Annotated in this window: 13 protein-coding genes; 6 read left to right on the top strand and 7 right to left on the bottom strand. The window is 45.3% G+C overall.

Going from position 1 to position 15643, the window contains the following annotated elements:
- Positions 1-210: 210 nt before the first annotated feature.
- Positions 211-1023 carry an ABC transporter permease gene (locus tag VEA_RS11410; protein ID WP_006742853.1) on the bottom strand — a complete coding sequence of 271 codons (813 nt, stop codon included), beginning with the start codon at positions 1021-1023 and terminating at the stop codon, positions 211-213.
- Between the two features lie 462 nt (positions 1024-1485).
- Between VEA_RS11410 and torE the strand changes: the two genes are divergently transcribed.
- From torE to VEA_RS11390, 4 genes are all read left to right on the top strand, one after another.
- A complete protein-coding gene (torE, locus tag VEA_RS11405) occupies positions 1486-1665 on the top strand; it encodes a trimethylamine N-oxide reductase system protein TorE (protein ID WP_005378141.1) in 180 nt (59 codons plus the stop codon).
- 50 nt (positions 1666-1715) lie between these two features.
- Positions 1716-2900 (top strand): pentaheme c-type cytochrome TorC, encoded by a 1185-nt coding sequence (torC, locus tag VEA_RS11400; RefSeq protein ID WP_006742852.1) that lies wholly within the window; start codon positions 1716-1718, stop codon positions 2898-2900.
- Positions 2901-2925: 25 nt separating this feature from the next.
- On the top strand, positions 2926-5388 hold the full coding sequence (gene torA / locus VEA_RS11395; protein ID WP_006742851.1) for a trimethylamine-N-oxide reductase TorA: 2463 nt from the start codon (positions 2926-2928) through the stop codon (positions 5386-5388).
- A 199-nt stretch (positions 5389-5587) separates the two neighbouring features.
- Positions 5588-7327: a glycoside hydrolase family 36 protein gene (locus VEA_RS11390; protein WP_006742850.1), complete on the top strand. Its 1740-nt coding sequence runs from the start codon at positions 5588-5590 to the stop codon at positions 7325-7327.
- 77 nt (positions 7328-7404) lie between these two features.
- Here the strand turns inward: VEA_RS11390 and VEA_RS11385 are convergent, their stop codons facing one another.
- Entirely contained in the window at positions 7405-8619 is a 1215-nt protein-coding gene (locus VEA_RS11385; protein WP_006742849.1) for a putative manganese transporter, read from the bottom strand.
- 186 nt (positions 8620-8805) lie between these two features.
- On the opposite strand from VEA_RS11385, the gene VEA_RS11380 reads away from it, so the two are divergent.
- Both VEA_RS11380 and VEA_RS11375 read left to right on the top strand, forming a co-directional pair.
- The gene (locus VEA_RS11380) at positions 8806-9711 is read left to right on the top strand and encodes a manganese-dependent inorganic pyrophosphatase (RefSeq protein WP_005393312.1); all 906 of its coding nucleotides are present in this window, start codon (positions 8806-8808) and stop codon (positions 9709-9711) included.
- Between the two features lie 68 nt (positions 9712-9779).
- Positions 9780-10169, top strand: a complete 390-nt coding sequence (locus VEA_RS11375; RefSeq protein WP_012841946.1) for a DUF2750 domain-containing protein — start codon at positions 9780-9782, stop codon at positions 10167-10169.
- An 82-nt stretch (positions 10170-10251) separates the two neighbouring features.
- Here the strand turns inward: VEA_RS11375 and VEA_RS11370 are convergent, their stop codons facing one another.
- From VEA_RS11370 to sapA, 5 genes are read right to left on the bottom strand one after another with little or no spacing between them, the layout of a single operon-like run.
- Positions 10252-11043, bottom strand: coding sequence for a peptide ABC transporter ATP-binding protein (locus VEA_RS11370; protein ID WP_006742848.1), 792 nt, complete (start codon positions 11041-11043; stop codon positions 10252-10254).
- Entirely contained in the window at positions 11040-12035 is a 996-nt protein-coding gene (locus tag VEA_RS11365; protein WP_005378126.1) for a peptide ABC transporter ATP-binding protein, read from the bottom strand. The genes VEA_RS11370 and VEA_RS11365 overlap by 4 nt, the downstream gene beginning before the upstream one ends.
- Positions 12035-12922, bottom strand: coding sequence for an ABC transporter permease subunit (locus VEA_RS11360; RefSeq protein ID WP_005378123.1), 888 nt, complete (start codon positions 12920-12922; stop codon positions 12035-12037). Before VEA_RS11360 ends, VEA_RS11365 begins: the two co-directional genes overlap by 1 nt.
- Positions 12909-13871 (bottom strand): ABC transporter permease, encoded by a 963-nt coding sequence (locus VEA_RS11355; RefSeq protein WP_006742847.1) that lies wholly within the window; start codon positions 13869-13871, stop codon positions 12909-12911. The genes VEA_RS11360 and VEA_RS11355 overlap by 14 nt, the downstream gene beginning before the upstream one ends.
- The gene (gene sapA, locus VEA_RS11350) at positions 13871-15490 is read right to left on the bottom strand and encodes an ABC transporter substrate-binding protein SapA (RefSeq protein ID WP_005393298.1); all 1620 of its coding nucleotides are present in this window, start codon (positions 15488-15490) and stop codon (positions 13871-13873) included. The genes VEA_RS11355 and sapA overlap by 1 nt, the downstream gene beginning before the upstream one ends.
- Positions 15491-15643 lie beyond the last annotated feature (153 nt).

Below are 15643 nucleotides of genomic sequence, written 5' to 3'. Positions count from 1 at the left end.
TCTGTGGATAACCTGTCTCAAAGGCCGTGCGTATCTAAACTTGCAAAGAAAATTTCATAAAATTAGAGGCTTATACTCGAGAGAATTCTGTCTGACTTTTCTCCAGAAAGCATCTTGATGAATGTTGAAAGAATGGATGAGTGATTCAGTTAAAAGTGCGTTTGACTTGATAATACAAGCCCTTTCACTGGCTTTGTTCACACGCTTAAACTATCTATGAGTTTTGGTAGGTTCTAGTTGTTGGATTTTTATTTTGATCCGGCCTTCTTTCGTTTGTACCCAGCTCAGTGTCATCTCCAGCGTAATAGCGACGGAGGTACTCAACATGACGAAAATAGCCAGCATAATCACCAACTGATATTTAATTGCAACCATCGGGCTTGCGCCACCTAGAATTTGACCAGTCATCATGCCTGGCAAGGTAACCAGCCCTGTAGTGGCCATAGAGGCTAAAGTTGGAGCAAGTGACTTTCTAAGGGCCTCTTGAATGAAGGGGAATGATGCATAACGAGGAGAGGCACCAAGTGAGATAGCAGCCTCGTATTCTGATTGTCTCTGTTCAAAAGCCGTAAATAAATTCTGCAGTGCGATGATGTTACTACTTAAGCTGTTACCCAATAGCATGCCCGCAAGTGGGATCATGTACTGGGCGTTGTAAATAGGGGATGGCTGCACTAGGCCTGCGGTAATCGCTATAAGAAGTGGAATTAGACCACAGGTTAAGCCTGTAAGAAGAGGAAGCATAAGTGGCTTTTTAGGCAGGCGAGCTTTTCCTGCAATTGAGCTTGCGCCAATCAGTAACATGATGGCAAGCCAAAGTATATTGACAAGTAAGCTGTTTAATTGAAAAAGATATTCTAAATACACGCCAATCAATATGAGCTGAAGTGTCATACGAATAACACTAATTATTGTGTCTTTCGCAATGCCTAATTTGTAGCGGGCATTAATAAAGAAGGGAACCAACAAAATCAGACCAAACAATGCTAGTTTGGTCCAACTTATATCCACCACGCTATCCATAATCGCTCCTCGAAAATCCGCGAATAATTGTAACTAAGCTCCTCCTTTATATGCACATCAATGTGCATTTTTTGATGTTCTCAACGTAAACCTTTAGCGCTATTCTTGTCATTATTTCGCATCATTTTATTCACAATTTATTATCTTTTGACGGGTTTTTAAGCCAATTTATGACCCGTTAATTACTATCCAAATGTAACTTATGTTTGGTAAATGTTGTCGTTTTAACAATTAGTTAAAAGACTTATTTTGTCACATCTGTTCATGTTTTTTAATAAATAACATCAATCAATCACATCTCTGGATGAGCTCAAAAAAGTGTTGAATTACAAGGCCTGAGAGCTCTTATTTGATTGAACCTTACTATTAGTATGGTCTAACATTTTCCATTAGAGATTGTAAAAAACTTAAGCTTGGTTACGCGGGCTTTTCAATAACACTAGATACAAAATAGGCAAATGTATGAGTGATGTTAATAAAATTGAGAGTGGTGAAAAACGCTCCCTGGAGTGGAAGTCGTTCCTCTTCATTGCAGTTGTTCTCTTCCCAATTCTGAGTGTGGCTTTTGTCGGCGGTTACGGGTTCATCGTTTGGATGTTGCAAGTGTTCTTCTTTGGACCTCCAGGCGCGCACGGCATGTAAGCCTGTGAGCTCATAACCACACTTTTGAAAAGATTTTAAGAGAGCAAATAATGAAATCATTAATCATTAAACTGTGGCGTACCATGACGCGCCCAGCTGTACATATCAGCCTAGGTGTGCTGACTATGGGCGGCTTCATTGCTGGTGTTATCTTTTGGGGTGGCTTTAACACCGCTCTAGAAGCAACCAACACAGAAGAATTCTGTATTAGTTGTCACACAATGCGTGACAACGTGTACGTTGAGCTGCAAGAAACGGTTCACTGGAAAAACCATTCAGGCGTTCGTGCTACTTGCCCTGACTGTCACGTTCCTCATAACTGGACAGACAAAATTGCTCGTAAAATGCAGGCCTCTAAAGAGGTATTTGCACAGGTATTTGGCAACTACGATGAACCTGGTGTGTTCGAAGAGCGTCGTATCGAACTTGCGAAACACGAATGGGATCGTTTCTCGGCAAACAAATCTTTAGAGTGTAAGAACTGTCACAACTACGAATCGATGGATTTCGAGCAAATGTCCCCAACCGCTCGTATCCAAATGAAGCAAGCAGCAGAGAAAGATCAAAGCTGTGTTGACTGTCATAAAGGTATCGCGCATAACCTGCCAGCAGGTATGGACAGCATCGGCGGTATCGTGGGTGACCTAGAAGGTATGACTTCAAATACAGATTACTCTGTAGGTCAGCAACTAGTGAGTGTTCGTCACCTACCAATTTACTTTGATGCACAAGGCACTAAAGAAGCCGGTCTTCTTAACCCAGCATCGACCGTTAAAGTTCTTGAAGACAAAGGCGAGTTTGTTGAAATCGAAATCGATGGCTGGCGTAAAGCGAAAGGCTTTGGTCGCGTAATTCAAGAAGACTTCGGTAAGAACATTGCGACTGCGTCTCTGATGAAAGAAGCAGCGACAGATAGCAACATTGTGACGACTGGTGAGAAAAAAGTGGATGAGCTAACGGGTCTTCCATGGGAAAAAGTGGCAGCGAAAGTATGGATTAAGAAAGAGTCTATGCTGAACGACATCAATCCTGTTTGGGAAAAATCTCGTGAAGCGTACAAAACCAACTGTTCAGTATGTCACACGCAACCTGCGGAAGCGCACTTCGACGCGAACACCTGGCCAGGTATGTTCGACGGTATGTTGGCGTTCGTTAACCTAGATACAGACAGTGAAGCCCTGATCTTGAAGTATCTACAGAAACACTCTTCAGATTATGCTGAAGGTCACCACTAATAAGCGTCGGATTGGAGTAATTTAAATGGCTATTACACGAAGAAGTTTTCTTAAAGGTGTAGCAACCACAAGTGCAGCGTCAGTTATTGGTCCTAGCTTATTGGCGTCAGCCTCTGCCAATGCTGTTGAGACGACAGGTACTTGGAAAGTAACAGGTTCTCACTGGGGCGCGTTCCGCGCCCACATCTACGCGGGTAAAGTTCAAGAGATCAAACCGCTAGAGCTAGACAAAAACCCAACTGAAATGCTAAACGGCATCAAGGGCATTATTTACAGCCCTTCACGTGTGCGTTACCCAATGGTTCGTCTAGATTGGTTGAAGAAACATAAATATAGCGCGGATACTCGCGGTAACAACCGTTTCATCCGCGTGACTTGGGATGAAGCGCTAGATTTGTTCTACCGTGAACTAGAACGTATTCAAAAAGACTACGGTCCATGGGCGCTACACGCAGGTCAAACGGGTTGGAACCAAACAGGTTCATTCAACAACTGTACCGCGCACATGCAACGTGCAGTAGGTATGCACGGCAACTTCATCACGAAAGTAGGTGACTACTCGACGGGTGCAGGTCAAACCATCATGCCTTACGTACTTGGTTCAACCGAAGTTTACGCACAAGGTACGTCTTGGTCTGAAATCCTAGAGAACTCTGACAACATCGTTCTTTGGGCTAACGACCCAGTGAAAAACCTTCAAGTAGGTTGGAACTGTGAAACACATGAGTCGTTCAAGTACCTAGCACAACTAAAAGAAAAAGTAGCGAAAGGTGAGATCAACGTTCTATCTGTAGATCCAGTGAAGAACAAGACTCAGCGCTACTTAGAGAATGATCACTTGTACATTAACCCGCTGACAGACGTAGCGTTCATGCTTGCTGTGGCGCACGTGCTGTACAACGAAGACTTGTACGATAAGAAGTTCATTGATACTTACTGTCTAGGCTTTGAAGAATTTATTCAATACGTTCAAGGTAAGACAAAAGATAAAGTAGAGAAAACACCAGAGTGGGCTGCGACTATCTGTGGCGTGAAAGCGGACAAGATTCGCGAATTCGCGCGTATGCTAGTCAGTGGCCGTACACAGATCCTGATGGGTTGGTGTATCCAGCGTCAAGAGCACGGTGAGCAACCATACTGGGCGGCGGCTGTGGTTGCTGCAATGGTTGGTCAAATCGGTTTACCTGGCGGTGGTATCTCTTACGGTCACCACTACTCAAGTATCGGTGTACCTTCAACTGGTTTCGCGGGCCCTGGTGGTTTCCCTCGTAACCTTGACCAAGGTATGAAGCCGAAGTGGGACAACAACGACTTTAACGGTTACAGCCGTACTATCCCAGTTGCACGTTGGATCGACTGTCTGCTTGAGCCAGGCAAAGAGATCAACTACAACGGCGGTAAAGTGAAACTGCCAGACTTCAAGATGATGGTGATCTCGGGTTGTAACCCATGGCACCACCATCAAGATCGTAACCGCATGAAGAAAGCGTTCCGCAAACTTCAAACGGTTGTAACGATCGAGTTTGCTTGGACTGCAACATGTCGTTTCTCGGATATCGTTCTACCTGCGTGTACGCAATGGGAACGTAACGACATCGACGTATACGGTTCATACTCGAACAAAGGTCTGATTGCAATGCATCGTCTCGTCGATCCATTGTTCCAATCTAAGCCTGACTTCCAAATCATGAGTGAACTAACTCAGCGTTTTGGTCGCCGCGAAGAATACACTCGTGGTATGAGCGAGATGGAATGGATCGAAAGCCTTTACAACGATTGTAAAAAAGCGAACGAAGGTAAGTTTGAAATGCCAGAATTCAACGAGTTCTGGGAGAAGAGCGTACTAGACTTCGGTGAAGGTAAACCTTGGGTTCGTCATGCGGACTTCCGTAAAGACCCTGAGCTTAACCCACTAGGTACGCCGTCTGGTTTCATCGAGATCACGTCTCGTAAGATCGGCCGTTACGGCTACGAACATTGTCAAGAACACCCAATGTGGTTCGAAAAATCAGAGCGTTCACACGGTGGCCCTGGTTCAGATAAATACCCATTCTGGTTGCAGTCTTGTCACCCAGACAAGCGTCTGCACTCTCAAATGTGTGAATCTGAAGAGTTCCGTGCAACTTACGCGGTGCAAGGTCGTGAGCCTGTTTACATCAACCCAGCGGATGCGAAAGCGAAAGGCATCAAAGACGGTGACTTAGTGCGCGTATTCAACGGTCGTGGTCAGCTATTAGCTGGTGCTGTTCTTACTGACAGCTACCCACGTGGCGTTATTCGTATCGAAGAAGGTGCATGGTACGGTCCTCTAAACGAGAAAGAGGGCGCAATCTGTACTTACGGTGACCCTAACACGCTAACGCAAGACATTGGCTCTTCTGAACTTGCGCAGGCGACTTCTGCGAACACATGTATCGTAGACTTCGAGAAGTTCACCGGCAAAGTACCGCCAGTGACTTCATTCGGTGGTCCAATCGAAGTTGCTTAATTAATGCAATTCACATCAATCGAAATACCAGCCTTCGGGCTGGTATTTTTTTAACCAAAATTTCAGTGAGCGTTATCTCAATAATAAATTTGTGATGCTAAACGACAGTAGGATTCGTGACGTCGATAACGAATTGGGTGGGACAAGCAGGGGATAATGAACCAAGCTAAACAATAATAATTAAGTGAGTAGACTCTTTATGGCTCAGAGCATTCAATTGGCAAATCACATTGAGATCACTGTGAATAACAACGACCTCCAAGTTGAAGTTGAGGGTAATCAATTACATTTTTCTTTTGCTGGGCTTCACAATAAAACGTTTACCGACCGTGAAGTGTTGTTCGAGATGCCGTTTTTATACGAGCACGAGGCCAATGTGATTGGCGATGGCTTCCAAATGCTGGCGCAAACAGCGGGAACGGTTAGCTATCCCGTTGATATTGGTCGCTGTCCAGACAACAACCCTTCTTATCGAATCTATCCCAAAGATGCCCCTAAGCGTTACTACAACTATTTAGTGGTGGAAGGCTCGGCTGGCTATATCTTGTTTGGCTTTACTTCATGTCACCGTTTTGCGGGCTATTTTGATGTTGTACTGCGTGATGGACATTGGGTTTTATCGGCCGCGATTGATGGTGAGTTTACTCAAGTGGCGGATTGGGAAAGTAATCAACTTGAATCCGTGGCGGTACTCTGCGGCCAATCTCTGTCTGAGCTTTATCAAATCTATGGAGAGATGATTGCAGAGCATCATCCTGTTCGCCAAGGTGTGACACAAGATGCGCCTGTCGGTTGGTGTTCGTGGTATGCCTACTACGCAGACGTGACAGAGCAAAACATCATGCAGAACGTTGATTGCATGCAAGATAAGCTTGAAGACCTAGAGTGGGTACTTCTGGATGATGGCTATCAAGCCTTTATGGGCGATTGGTTAATCCCATCGGATAAGTTTTCTGGTGGTGTGAAAGAGCTCATTCATAGTATCCGTGCAAAAGGCAAAAAGCCGGCGATTTGGATGGCCCCCTTTATTGCTCAACCTGAGTCGGAGATCTTCAAACAACACCCAGAGTGGTTTGTTCGTCACAAAGATGGAAGCTTACTTAAAGCAGAAGATGTCACATACGGTGGTTGGCGCTGCACGCCTTGGTACATACTCGATACCTCAAATCCAGAAGTGCAAGACCATCTGACGAATGTGGTCTCTGTCATGAGACAAGAGTGGGGCGTTGAATTGTTCAAGCTAGACGCGAACTATTGGGGCACCTTGAAAGGTGTGCGTAAACAGTCTGGTATTACCGGCGTTGAGGCGTATCGCTTAGGAATGGAAGCGATTGCTAAAGGCGCTGGTGATGCGTGGCTTTTAGGTTGCAACGCGCCAATGTGGCCATCTCTAGGGCTTGTGGATGCAATGCGTGTTTCTGATGACGTAGAACGCCATAGTCGTCGTTTCGAGCAGATAGCCAAAGAAACCTTTTATCGTAGTTGGCAGCATCGAAAACTGTGGCAAATTGATCCGGATTGCGCGACATTCACGTCATTAGCTAATCAAGCCGCATCCAGAGAAGAGTATGAATTTCATCGCACGGTGTTATTGGCGTGTGGTGGTTTGCTGCTGTCTGGCGATCCGCTCCCTGAGATTACGCCATTTGCAAAGAAGACATTGGCTAAGCTCATGCTACGTCAACAACGTAACCAAGAGTCAGCAAAGTTCACGGCTTTGAGTTTAAATCATGCGTTTTTAAAACTAACGACGAAGAATGACCTTCACTGCTTGTTTAACTATGCCAGCTACGGGGCGATGGAATTTACGCTGACGTCTGATCAACCGATGGATTGGTATGATTACTGGACAGGAGAAAAGCTAAACCAAGAACCTTGTCAGTTATTAATGGTTAGCGTTGATAAAGGGTTAAATGCGAAAGCGATCGTCACGGCATAACGTGAACCAAATCGTTCGATTATAAAAACAAGAAAGGAGCCTACTGTGGCTCCTTTTTCGTTTTGACGTCCTGAGCGTTAGAACTCGAATAAAAAGTAATACCCGTATCCAACGATAAAAGCAGGAATGGATGAATAAATAGTCGCGACCAAAGCGGCTTTCGGTGCCATAGCAATGGCGGGGAATAGGGCGTCACCATCATTGGAAATCGCATTTGCCAGCTGCGCCGAAAGTGGGGCTGCACCAGAGATGTAAAGGCTGGTGACTAAAATTTGCGGACCACAACCAGGTAGCATACCAATGGCTAAGCCAGCTAATGGCATCCATATCCCCCAATGAGAAAAGGTTTCTACGAGATTGATTCCAGAAAAATAGGTCGTCAGTTCAAACGCCAGAAACGCCACGATCACCCAAGCACTGACGAAATTCGTATCTTGGGCTGCTTTTTGAATCGGGTGTGAGTCCACGATTTTTTCATCTTCAGAGACCGTTGACTGATAATCGCCGAGCTCTTTTGTCATCGCCCACAACGACATTGTGATCACCGCGAAGATAGCGCCCAGCCATTCAATGGTATTAGCCTGCAAAGACAACAGCTGATTAATATCGATTTGGAAAGACATTAACACAGCAACGACACTAGCAGGCACAATAAGCCATTTCCAAAATGCGCCTTGTAGATTGATTGCACGTTGTTCAAGAGGCGTGTGTCGGTCTGTCTGGTGTTGGCAACAAGCATGTGTCTGAAGTGCTTCTTTTGGCTCTGGGCGCAGAAAGTTATCAGCATGAAAAGCATTAACGACCAGCCCTGAAAGAGTACCCACGATTATGCCTAATCCAACCACGCCTAATCCAACACTTGGTTTGGCGGCAAGAAGTAAAAAGGCAGCGTCACCCATTGTTGAAGTAAGTACCGCGACAATCGCACCAAATCCCACTCGGCCACTAATAAATTGCGTTGTCACAACAATAGCGCCACCACAGCCAGGCAATGCGCCCAATAAAGAAGCAAAGAAAACCTGATGATTACGCGAGCGGTGGTAGAGCTCGGTAATTCGATTGGTTTTCGACATAAAGTTTGAAAGATAATGATAAATTGCCAAGGTGGCGGCAACATAGCATGACACCGCCCAGAATGAGTCGGATAGCGTCTGTACGGCAACGTCACGTGTATTTTCATTGCCTAGCAAAATGAGCATGACGATAGGGATCAGCAATCGCTTATAAGCTAAACGAAACTGAGTAGGCTGAAACAACTGTTGTGCAGAGTGTAAAAATTGGGTCGCGTTCATCGTTTACTCAAATGCAAATAGGAATAATTATCATTATATGTAAATGAGATTTATTCGCAATAGCATTGTGAACTTTTCTTCGTGTCAAACTCTCTGAAATCAGGTAAAGTATCGGCCTTTGTGAGCAAACACGCCCTAATTAACTGTATTAGGCGGCGTATAAAATTGACTTGAATAGGAAGAAACATGATTCTAGTTGTAGGTCATAAGAACCCAGACAGTGACAGTATTTGTAGTGCACTCGTTGCAACTGAACTTCTAAAAGCGCGTGGCGTTGAAGCTATGCCAATTCGCCAAGGCGAAATCAACCGTGAAACTCAGCACATCCTAGAAGTTGCTGGCGCTGAAGTTCCTGAGCTTCGCACATCAGTTGCGGGTGAGACCGTTTGGCTAGTAGATTACTCAGATCTAGCACAAGCACCAGACGATATCGCAGAAGCTGAAATTGCGGGTATTGTTGACCACCACCGCCTAGGTGACGTGATGACAGTAAACCCAATGGAAGCATGGATCTGGCCTGTTGGTTGTACCAACACTGTTCTATTCAACATGTTCAAGATTGAAGGTCACGCGATTACTCCACAAATCGCTAAGCTAATGATGTCAGCAATTCTATCTGACACAGTAGGCTTCGCTTCTCCAACTTGTACACAAAAAGACAAAGATGCCGTTGCTGAGCTAGCGGTAATCGCAGACGTACAAGATGTTGACGCATTCACTAAAGATCTTCTAATTGCTAAGACAAACATCGAAGGTCTATCTGCGGCTGAGCTTGTTGAGAAAGACCTTAAAGGTTACCCATTCAACGGTCGTGACGTAGTAGTAGGTCAGGTTGAGCTTGCAACACTAGAGCAAGTTGACGGTATGATCGAAGCACTAGAAGCGGATCTAGAAGCGCGTTGCGAAAAAGATAATCTTGCATTTGCTGCTGTAATGCTAACAGACATCACGACTGCTCAAACTCGTCTTCTATACAAAGGTGAGTGGGCTGAGAAGCTTGTTAAGCACGAGAAAGACGGCATGCTAATGATGGAAAACACGCTAAGCCGTAAGAAGCAAGGTTGGCCTTGGCTTCAAACTGAGCTAGCTTAATTTTCTAGCATATACTTTAAATGCCCGCCTAGCTGCGGGCATTTTTCTATGGGAAATAGGAGACGAATATGTCTGAGCAACTGACCCAAGAGCAGATGGATACCATCAATCGTTACAACGAAGAGCAACGTTTAAAGTACTGCGTAAAAGAGATTGTGGCGAATCGTAAAGTTTGGATTCTGAAAGATGAACATGGCTGTGTCATGTTAAATACAGAAGATGATGATTGTGTACCAGTGTGGCCAAACGAAGAGTTTGCTTTGCAATGGGCGAATGGTGATTGGGAAGATTGCGAGCCAGAAGCGATCTCTCTAAATAAGTGGCACAGTCGTTGGACCTCTGGTCTAGAAGATGACGAATTATCTGTTGTTGTATTCCCAAATCAAAATGAAGAAGGGGTGGTTTTGTTTCCTGATGAGTTTGATTTCGAACTGCGCAAACAAGCGAGCCGCCGCTAATTTTTCGATTCGTGTCCATTTAATAAAGAAGCCTGCTTTAACGCAGGCTTCTTTACATTTGAACGATGACATCTTTGATAGGCTATTTTGTTTGGTGGCTTGGCGCCTTATAGAAGTGGCTTTCGACTAGGCGTTGAGTAATCGGATGTTCTGGGCTAGTGAGTACCTGGTTAGTTTCGCCAAACTCGACCACTTCACCTTCATGCATCACCATCACTTTATCAGTAATGTGCTTAACAATGCCAATGTGTTGAGACACGTACACAAATGACAATCCCATCTCTTCTTGCAACTCGAGGAATAAGTTAATGATCTGTGAGCGCATTGCCATATCCAAACCGTTTAACGCCTCATCAGCGACAATGATGGAAGGTTGAAGAATAAGCGCACGAGCTAAACACACGCGCTGTTTTTGACCTGCCGCTAGCATTTGTGGATAAAAATAGGCGTGTTCAGGCAACAATCCGACGCGGAGTAGGGTGTTCTTCACACGCTGCATGCGTGCATCTGGCGGCATGTTGGTGTTTCGCTTTAATGGGCCTTCCAAAATACGGCCAATCTGGATACGCGGGTTGAGCGATGTGTTTGGATCTTGGAAAATCATGCGAATGAGCTTACAGCGTGTCGCGTAATCTTTGTGCTCCAATCGTTCGCCATTTACACGGATCTCTCCGGAGCTTGGCTCTACAACGCCTGCAAGCATACGGGCAAGAGTGGATTTTCCTGAACCGTTTTGGCCAATAAAACCGATAGTTTGCCCTGGCTCTAACGTAAAGCTCACCGGTTTGACAGCCTCATTAACCTGACGTTTGAATAGTCGGGAGCGCGTAACAAACTGCTTCGATAAATTATCGACTTCAAGTAACGCACTCATGACTTTTTCTCCGTGTTCAATGGAAAGTGGCAGTTAAATTTATGATTCTTAATTCGTCTGGTGTGTGGAATTTCAACACATTGTTTCTGCGCATACGGGCAACGTGGACCGAGTCGACAACCGATGGGCAGATGCTGCAATGGCGGAATCGATCCCGGTAGGGATTGGAGTTTTTGCTTGTGTGGTACCCAATCATTAAAGTCTGGCATCGCTTTAAGCAAGGCATCTGTATACGGGTGCTTGGGTGCCGCAATGATTTTACTGGTATCGGCAGACTCTACCGACTGACCACAATACATTACCGTAATGCGGCCCGCCCATTGTGTGATGGTCGCTAAGTCGTGACCGATAAGCAGAATGGTCGTGTTATTGAGCTGGTTCATACGGCTCAATAAACGCAATATTTGCGATTGGGTAATCGGGTCTAAGTCGTTGGTTGGTTCATCTGCGATCAGCAACTTTGGTTTGGTCGCTATCGCCATGGCAATCATGACTTTTTGACACTCACCATCGGTCAGTTCATAAGGATAGCTACCCATTAAACGCTTGTGATCTTTAATGCCTACTTTATGCAGAAGCGCGATGGCCTGTTTTTTACGCCATTTAAATCGCTCCCACCATTTCCCTTCAAACGCACGAGATGGAATGGACTCGATCAATTGACGTCCCACTTCTTCTGAAGGGTCAAGACAAGTTGAAGGCTCTTGGAAAATCATCGCAATATCACGAGCAATGACGCGCCGACGCTCTTTTGGCGTAAGCTGAAGCAAGTCAATATTGCCAAGGCGCATACGGTCCGCGGTAATGCGCCAGTTATCTTTACTTACCCCGACAATCGCTTTTGCAACTAAGCTTTTCCCTGAACCAGACTCACCTACAAGACCACGAATCTCACCTTCATTCAAAGTTAGGCTCATTCGGTCCACGGCTTTGACCAACCCTTGAGGGGTTTCAATCTCAATAGTCAAATGTCGAATATCTAACAACGGCATTATTCGATCCCCGCATTAAGCGCTTGACGTACACCTTCACCTACTAAGTTTAGGGTAATAACGGTAAACATGATGGTTAGGCCGGGTAGGGTTACGGTCCAAGGTGCAATATAAATCAACTCGACAGAGTCACCTAATATCGCTCCCCACTCAGTACTTGGTGCTTGTGCGCCTAAGCCAAGAAAGCCCAGCGCAGTAATATCTAAAATCGCAGCAGACAGCGCGAGCGTGATTTCAGCAGCAATAACCGTCAATATGTTGGGAAGAATTGAACTCCACAACAAGTAGAAATCATTAGCGCCATCAAGGCGTGCCGCCATGATGTAGTCTTTTTCAACTTCGGTGTGGACTGCGATATAAACAGAACGAATAAAACGCGGAATCAATGCCAAGCAGATCGCGAGTAAAATGTTGAACCCACCAAAACCTAGAAATGCCACAAAAATGATTGCTAATAACAGCGAGGGAATCGACATGACAGTATCGAGCAAGTGATTGAGGGTACTTGAGAGTAAGCCTTTCGTCATACCTGCTAATACGCCAATCAAACAACCTACGACCGCGGCAATCGCAGTGATGGCAACGGCTGCACCAAATGTAAGTTGAGAGCCCATGATCAAGCGTGACAGAATGTCTCGGCCTAAGTCATCGGTTCCCAAAAAGTAATCAACCGTTCCTGCTGGGGCCCATGATGGCGGCACAAGCAATTCGCCTGACTGTGCTTGGGCATCAAACGGCGCAAGCAGTGGCGCAAAAATGGTAATTAGGACGATAAATACCAAGCACCATAGGCCAAACATGGCTAGCCCGTTGGCGCGGTAACTTCGCCAAAATCGCTCAAACTGAGTTGGAATGCGCTCTTCCTGATAAACGTTATTTGTTAGCATACCATTCCTTTCGAACTAGAGGGTTAATCATCGCGCCAATCAAATCAGAGAGAATATTAGCGGTGAGAACCAAAGTCGCAAGTACCATCACGCCAGCTTGGATTGATGCATAATCTTGGTTTGCCAATGCATCTAACAACCAACGACCAATACCCGGCCAGTTAAAAATAGATTCAGTGATGATAGCCAAGGTAATCATACTGGAAAGCTGAACACCGACTTTGGGGATGATAGGCGGTATCGCATTACGCAAGACATGTTGAGTTACGATCTCGCGGTTAGAGAGACCTTTGATTCTCGCTGCACGAATGTAGTTTTGGCTCATCACTTCCGCCACCGAAGAACGCATTAGTCCGACAACCTGCGTGGTTGGAGCCAAAGCGAGCACCAAACATGGCAGCACCATATGCTCAATGACGCTTTGCAGTGCGTGAGCGCGGTATTCACCTTTCGCCATGAATGCATCGATAATGGCAAATCCGGTTACATGATCAATTTCGTAAAGCAGGTCATACCGTCCTGCCACGGGAAAGAGTTGGTATTCCAATGAAAAAACCATGATAAGTAACAAAGCCACCCAAAAAATTGGAGCGGAATAACCAGACATCGACATGAATGAAATGCTGGTGTCGAGCCATTTACCTTGCTTCATCCCAGCCACGGTTCCAAGCGGAATGCCGATCAAAAGGGACACCAAAAAGGCAAAAAAGCACAGTTCCAAAGTGGCAGGGAATACGACGGCGAGCTCGTCATAAATCTCGTTGCCGTTTTTACTTATGCCAAAATCAAGCTGAGAAAGGTTGATTAAGTAAGTTTGCCAACCAGACCAAAAATCAACGTTTGCCCAGTGCGAGAGAGGGTCAAGGCGCAGCAGAGAAAAGCCCACTAATGTGAGGATCATCAAAGTGATGAAAAATAGGTTAAAGCGTCGAACGGTATACCAAAACATCAGTGAATTCTCTCAACTCTATCAAACGGTTGGGCATTGAAAGGGCTTGATTTGAAGCCTGTCAGTGATTTGTCGTGAACACGGAATTGCACACCATGTGCCAGAGGAATTACCGGGAATTCTTGATTTAAAATGTTCTGCGCTTGGCGATATAGGTTCAGACGGTAACGCGGTTCTTGAGTTTCCAATGCCAAATCGAGTAAGAAATCGAAATCATCGTTACACCACATCGATACGTTGAGGCCAACGCGATCAGACTCACAAGATAATAACGGGCGGAAAAAGTTGTCAGGGTCCCCGGTATCACCAATCCAACCAGTTAAAAGTAAATCGATGTCGTTGATGTTCTCTAAATCCACACGTTCGAATCTATCATCGGTTAGCAACGTTAACTCAACCCCAATATCGGCAAAATTCGCTTGGATTAGCTCCGCGGTCTTGCGAGGACTTGGGTTAAAGGCGCGTGGTTCAAGTGGTACCCACATGGTCAGCTCTAGACCGTCTTCATAGCCAGCATCACGGAGTAGTGCTAATGCATAGTTACGGTCATAACGAATTTTTACGCTGTCCTTTTGATAGGCCCATGAATTAGGCGGTAGCAATGTATAAGCTTGCGAGCCAGTTCCGTAGTAAACCGAATCTAAAATGTTCTGACGGTTAATCGCTAAGTTAAGTGCTTGGCGGACGCGAGCATCACTAAGTGCGGTGGTTTCAGTGTTGATCGCAATAAAGGAAACGTTGTTGGCTGGCGTAGCAGTTAGCTCAAGGTTGTCATTTTCTTGAATAACGGGTATTTGGCTCGAAATAGGCGAAGAGAGCACATCGCACTCGTTTCTTAAAAGTTTCGCCAAGGTACCAGTGCCTCGATGAGAGATATCGAACACCACTTGTTCCATTTTTGCTGGTGACTTCCAGTAATTAGAATGACGCTCTAATCGAATCAAGTCGTTCACTTGGTACTCTTTTAGTTGATATGGGCCGGTACCGATAGGAAGTTGGTCGATTTCTTCTTTATGATCTTTTGCTGCCAGTTGCTGTCCGTACTCCGCAGACAATATGACAGCATGGCTGGTGGCAATATTTGCCAAGAAGGAAAAATTTGGCTGAGATAAGGTAAACCTTACCGTATGCTCGTCAATCGCAGTCACGTCTTGCAGCAGGTTTTGAAAATCTAACCCTGCAAACCATGGATAAAAACCACCACCTACTTGGTGAAAAGGATGGTCTACATCAATGATTCGCTTGAAGCTAAATACCACATCCTTTGCATTCAATGGGCGAGTGGGAGTGAACCAGGACGTGGTTTGGAATTGAACATTACGTTTAAGCTTAAACGTGTATTCCGTTCCTGACTCATTCACAGACCAACTCTCAGCGATATTTGCTACTGGCTGATGTGATTTAGGATCGAGCGTGAGCAGCGTATCGTACAACTGCGGGCTCAGTGCCTCTGCGGTAATACCGCTATCAATAAGCTGAGGGTTAAACGTAGTTGGCTTACCTTGTCCGCAAAACACAAAGCCAGCTTTGCGAATGTCATTGTGGTCAATTTCATCACCACAAGCGGTCAGTAGGCTAATCCCAATAAGGCTCAGCGATAATCTTATAAAAGCATTCATAATATGAAATGTTCATTGGATCTTGCTTGTTTCATTTGATCTTACTCTTTCAGAGCTAACAAGCGAAAATGATCTCGCTAATTTATCACCTTTGTGAACTCGCTCCAAACATAAAATCCATACACTGTAAGGTGTTATGCTTGAAAGACATAC

This window comes from Vibrio antiquarius (assembly GCF_000024825.1).
In the GTDB taxonomy this organism is placed as follows: Bacteria; Pseudomonadota; Gammaproteobacteria; order Enterobacterales; family Vibrionaceae; genus Vibrio; species Vibrio diabolicus.
This window is presented reverse-complemented; position numbering and strand designations above follow the sequence as displayed.

Coding starts and splice junctions, on each gene's coding strand:
- VEA_RS11410 (WP_006742853.1), bottom strand. CDS start 1,023: ATGGATAGCGTGGTGGATATAAGTTGGACCAAACTAGCATTGTTTGGT.
- torE (WP_005378141.1), top strand. CDS start 1,486: ATGAGTGATGTTAATAAAATTGAGAGTGGTGAAAAACGCTCCCTGGAG.
- torC (WP_006742852.1), top strand. CDS start 1,716: ATGAAATCATTAATCATTAAACTGTGGCGTACCATGACGCGCCCAGCT.
- torA (WP_006742851.1), top strand. CDS start 2,926: ATGGCTATTACACGAAGAAGTTTTCTTAAAGGTGTAGCAACCACAAGT.
- VEA_RS11390 (WP_006742850.1), top strand. CDS start 5,588: ATGGCTCAGAGCATTCAATTGGCAAATCACATTGAGATCACTGTGAAT.
- VEA_RS11385 (WP_006742849.1), bottom strand. CDS start 8,619: ATGAACGCGACCCAATTTTTACACTCTGCACAACAGTTGTTTCAGCCT.
- VEA_RS11380 (WP_005393312.1), top strand. CDS start 8,806: ATGATTCTAGTTGTAGGTCATAAGAACCCAGACAGTGACAGTATTTGT.
- VEA_RS11375 (WP_012841946.1), top strand. CDS start 9,780: ATGTCTGAGCAACTGACCCAAGAGCAGATGGATACCATCAATCGTTAC.
- VEA_RS11370 (WP_006742848.1), bottom strand. CDS start 11,043: ATGAGTGCGTTACTTGAAGTCGATAATTTATCGAAGCAGTTTGTTACG.
- VEA_RS11365 (WP_005378126.1), bottom strand. CDS start 12,035: ATGCCGTTGTTAGATATTCGACATTTGACTATTGAGATTGAAACCCCT.
- VEA_RS11360 (WP_005378123.1), bottom strand. CDS start 12,922: ATGCTAACAAATAACGTTTATCAGGAAGAGCGCATTCCAACTCAGTTT.
- VEA_RS11355 (WP_006742847.1), bottom strand. CDS start 13,871: ATGTTTTGGTATACCGTTCGACGCTTTAACCTATTTTTCATCACTTTG.
- sapA (WP_005393298.1), bottom strand. CDS start 15,490: ATGAATGCTTTTATAAGATTATCGCTGAGCCTTATTGGGATTAGCCTA.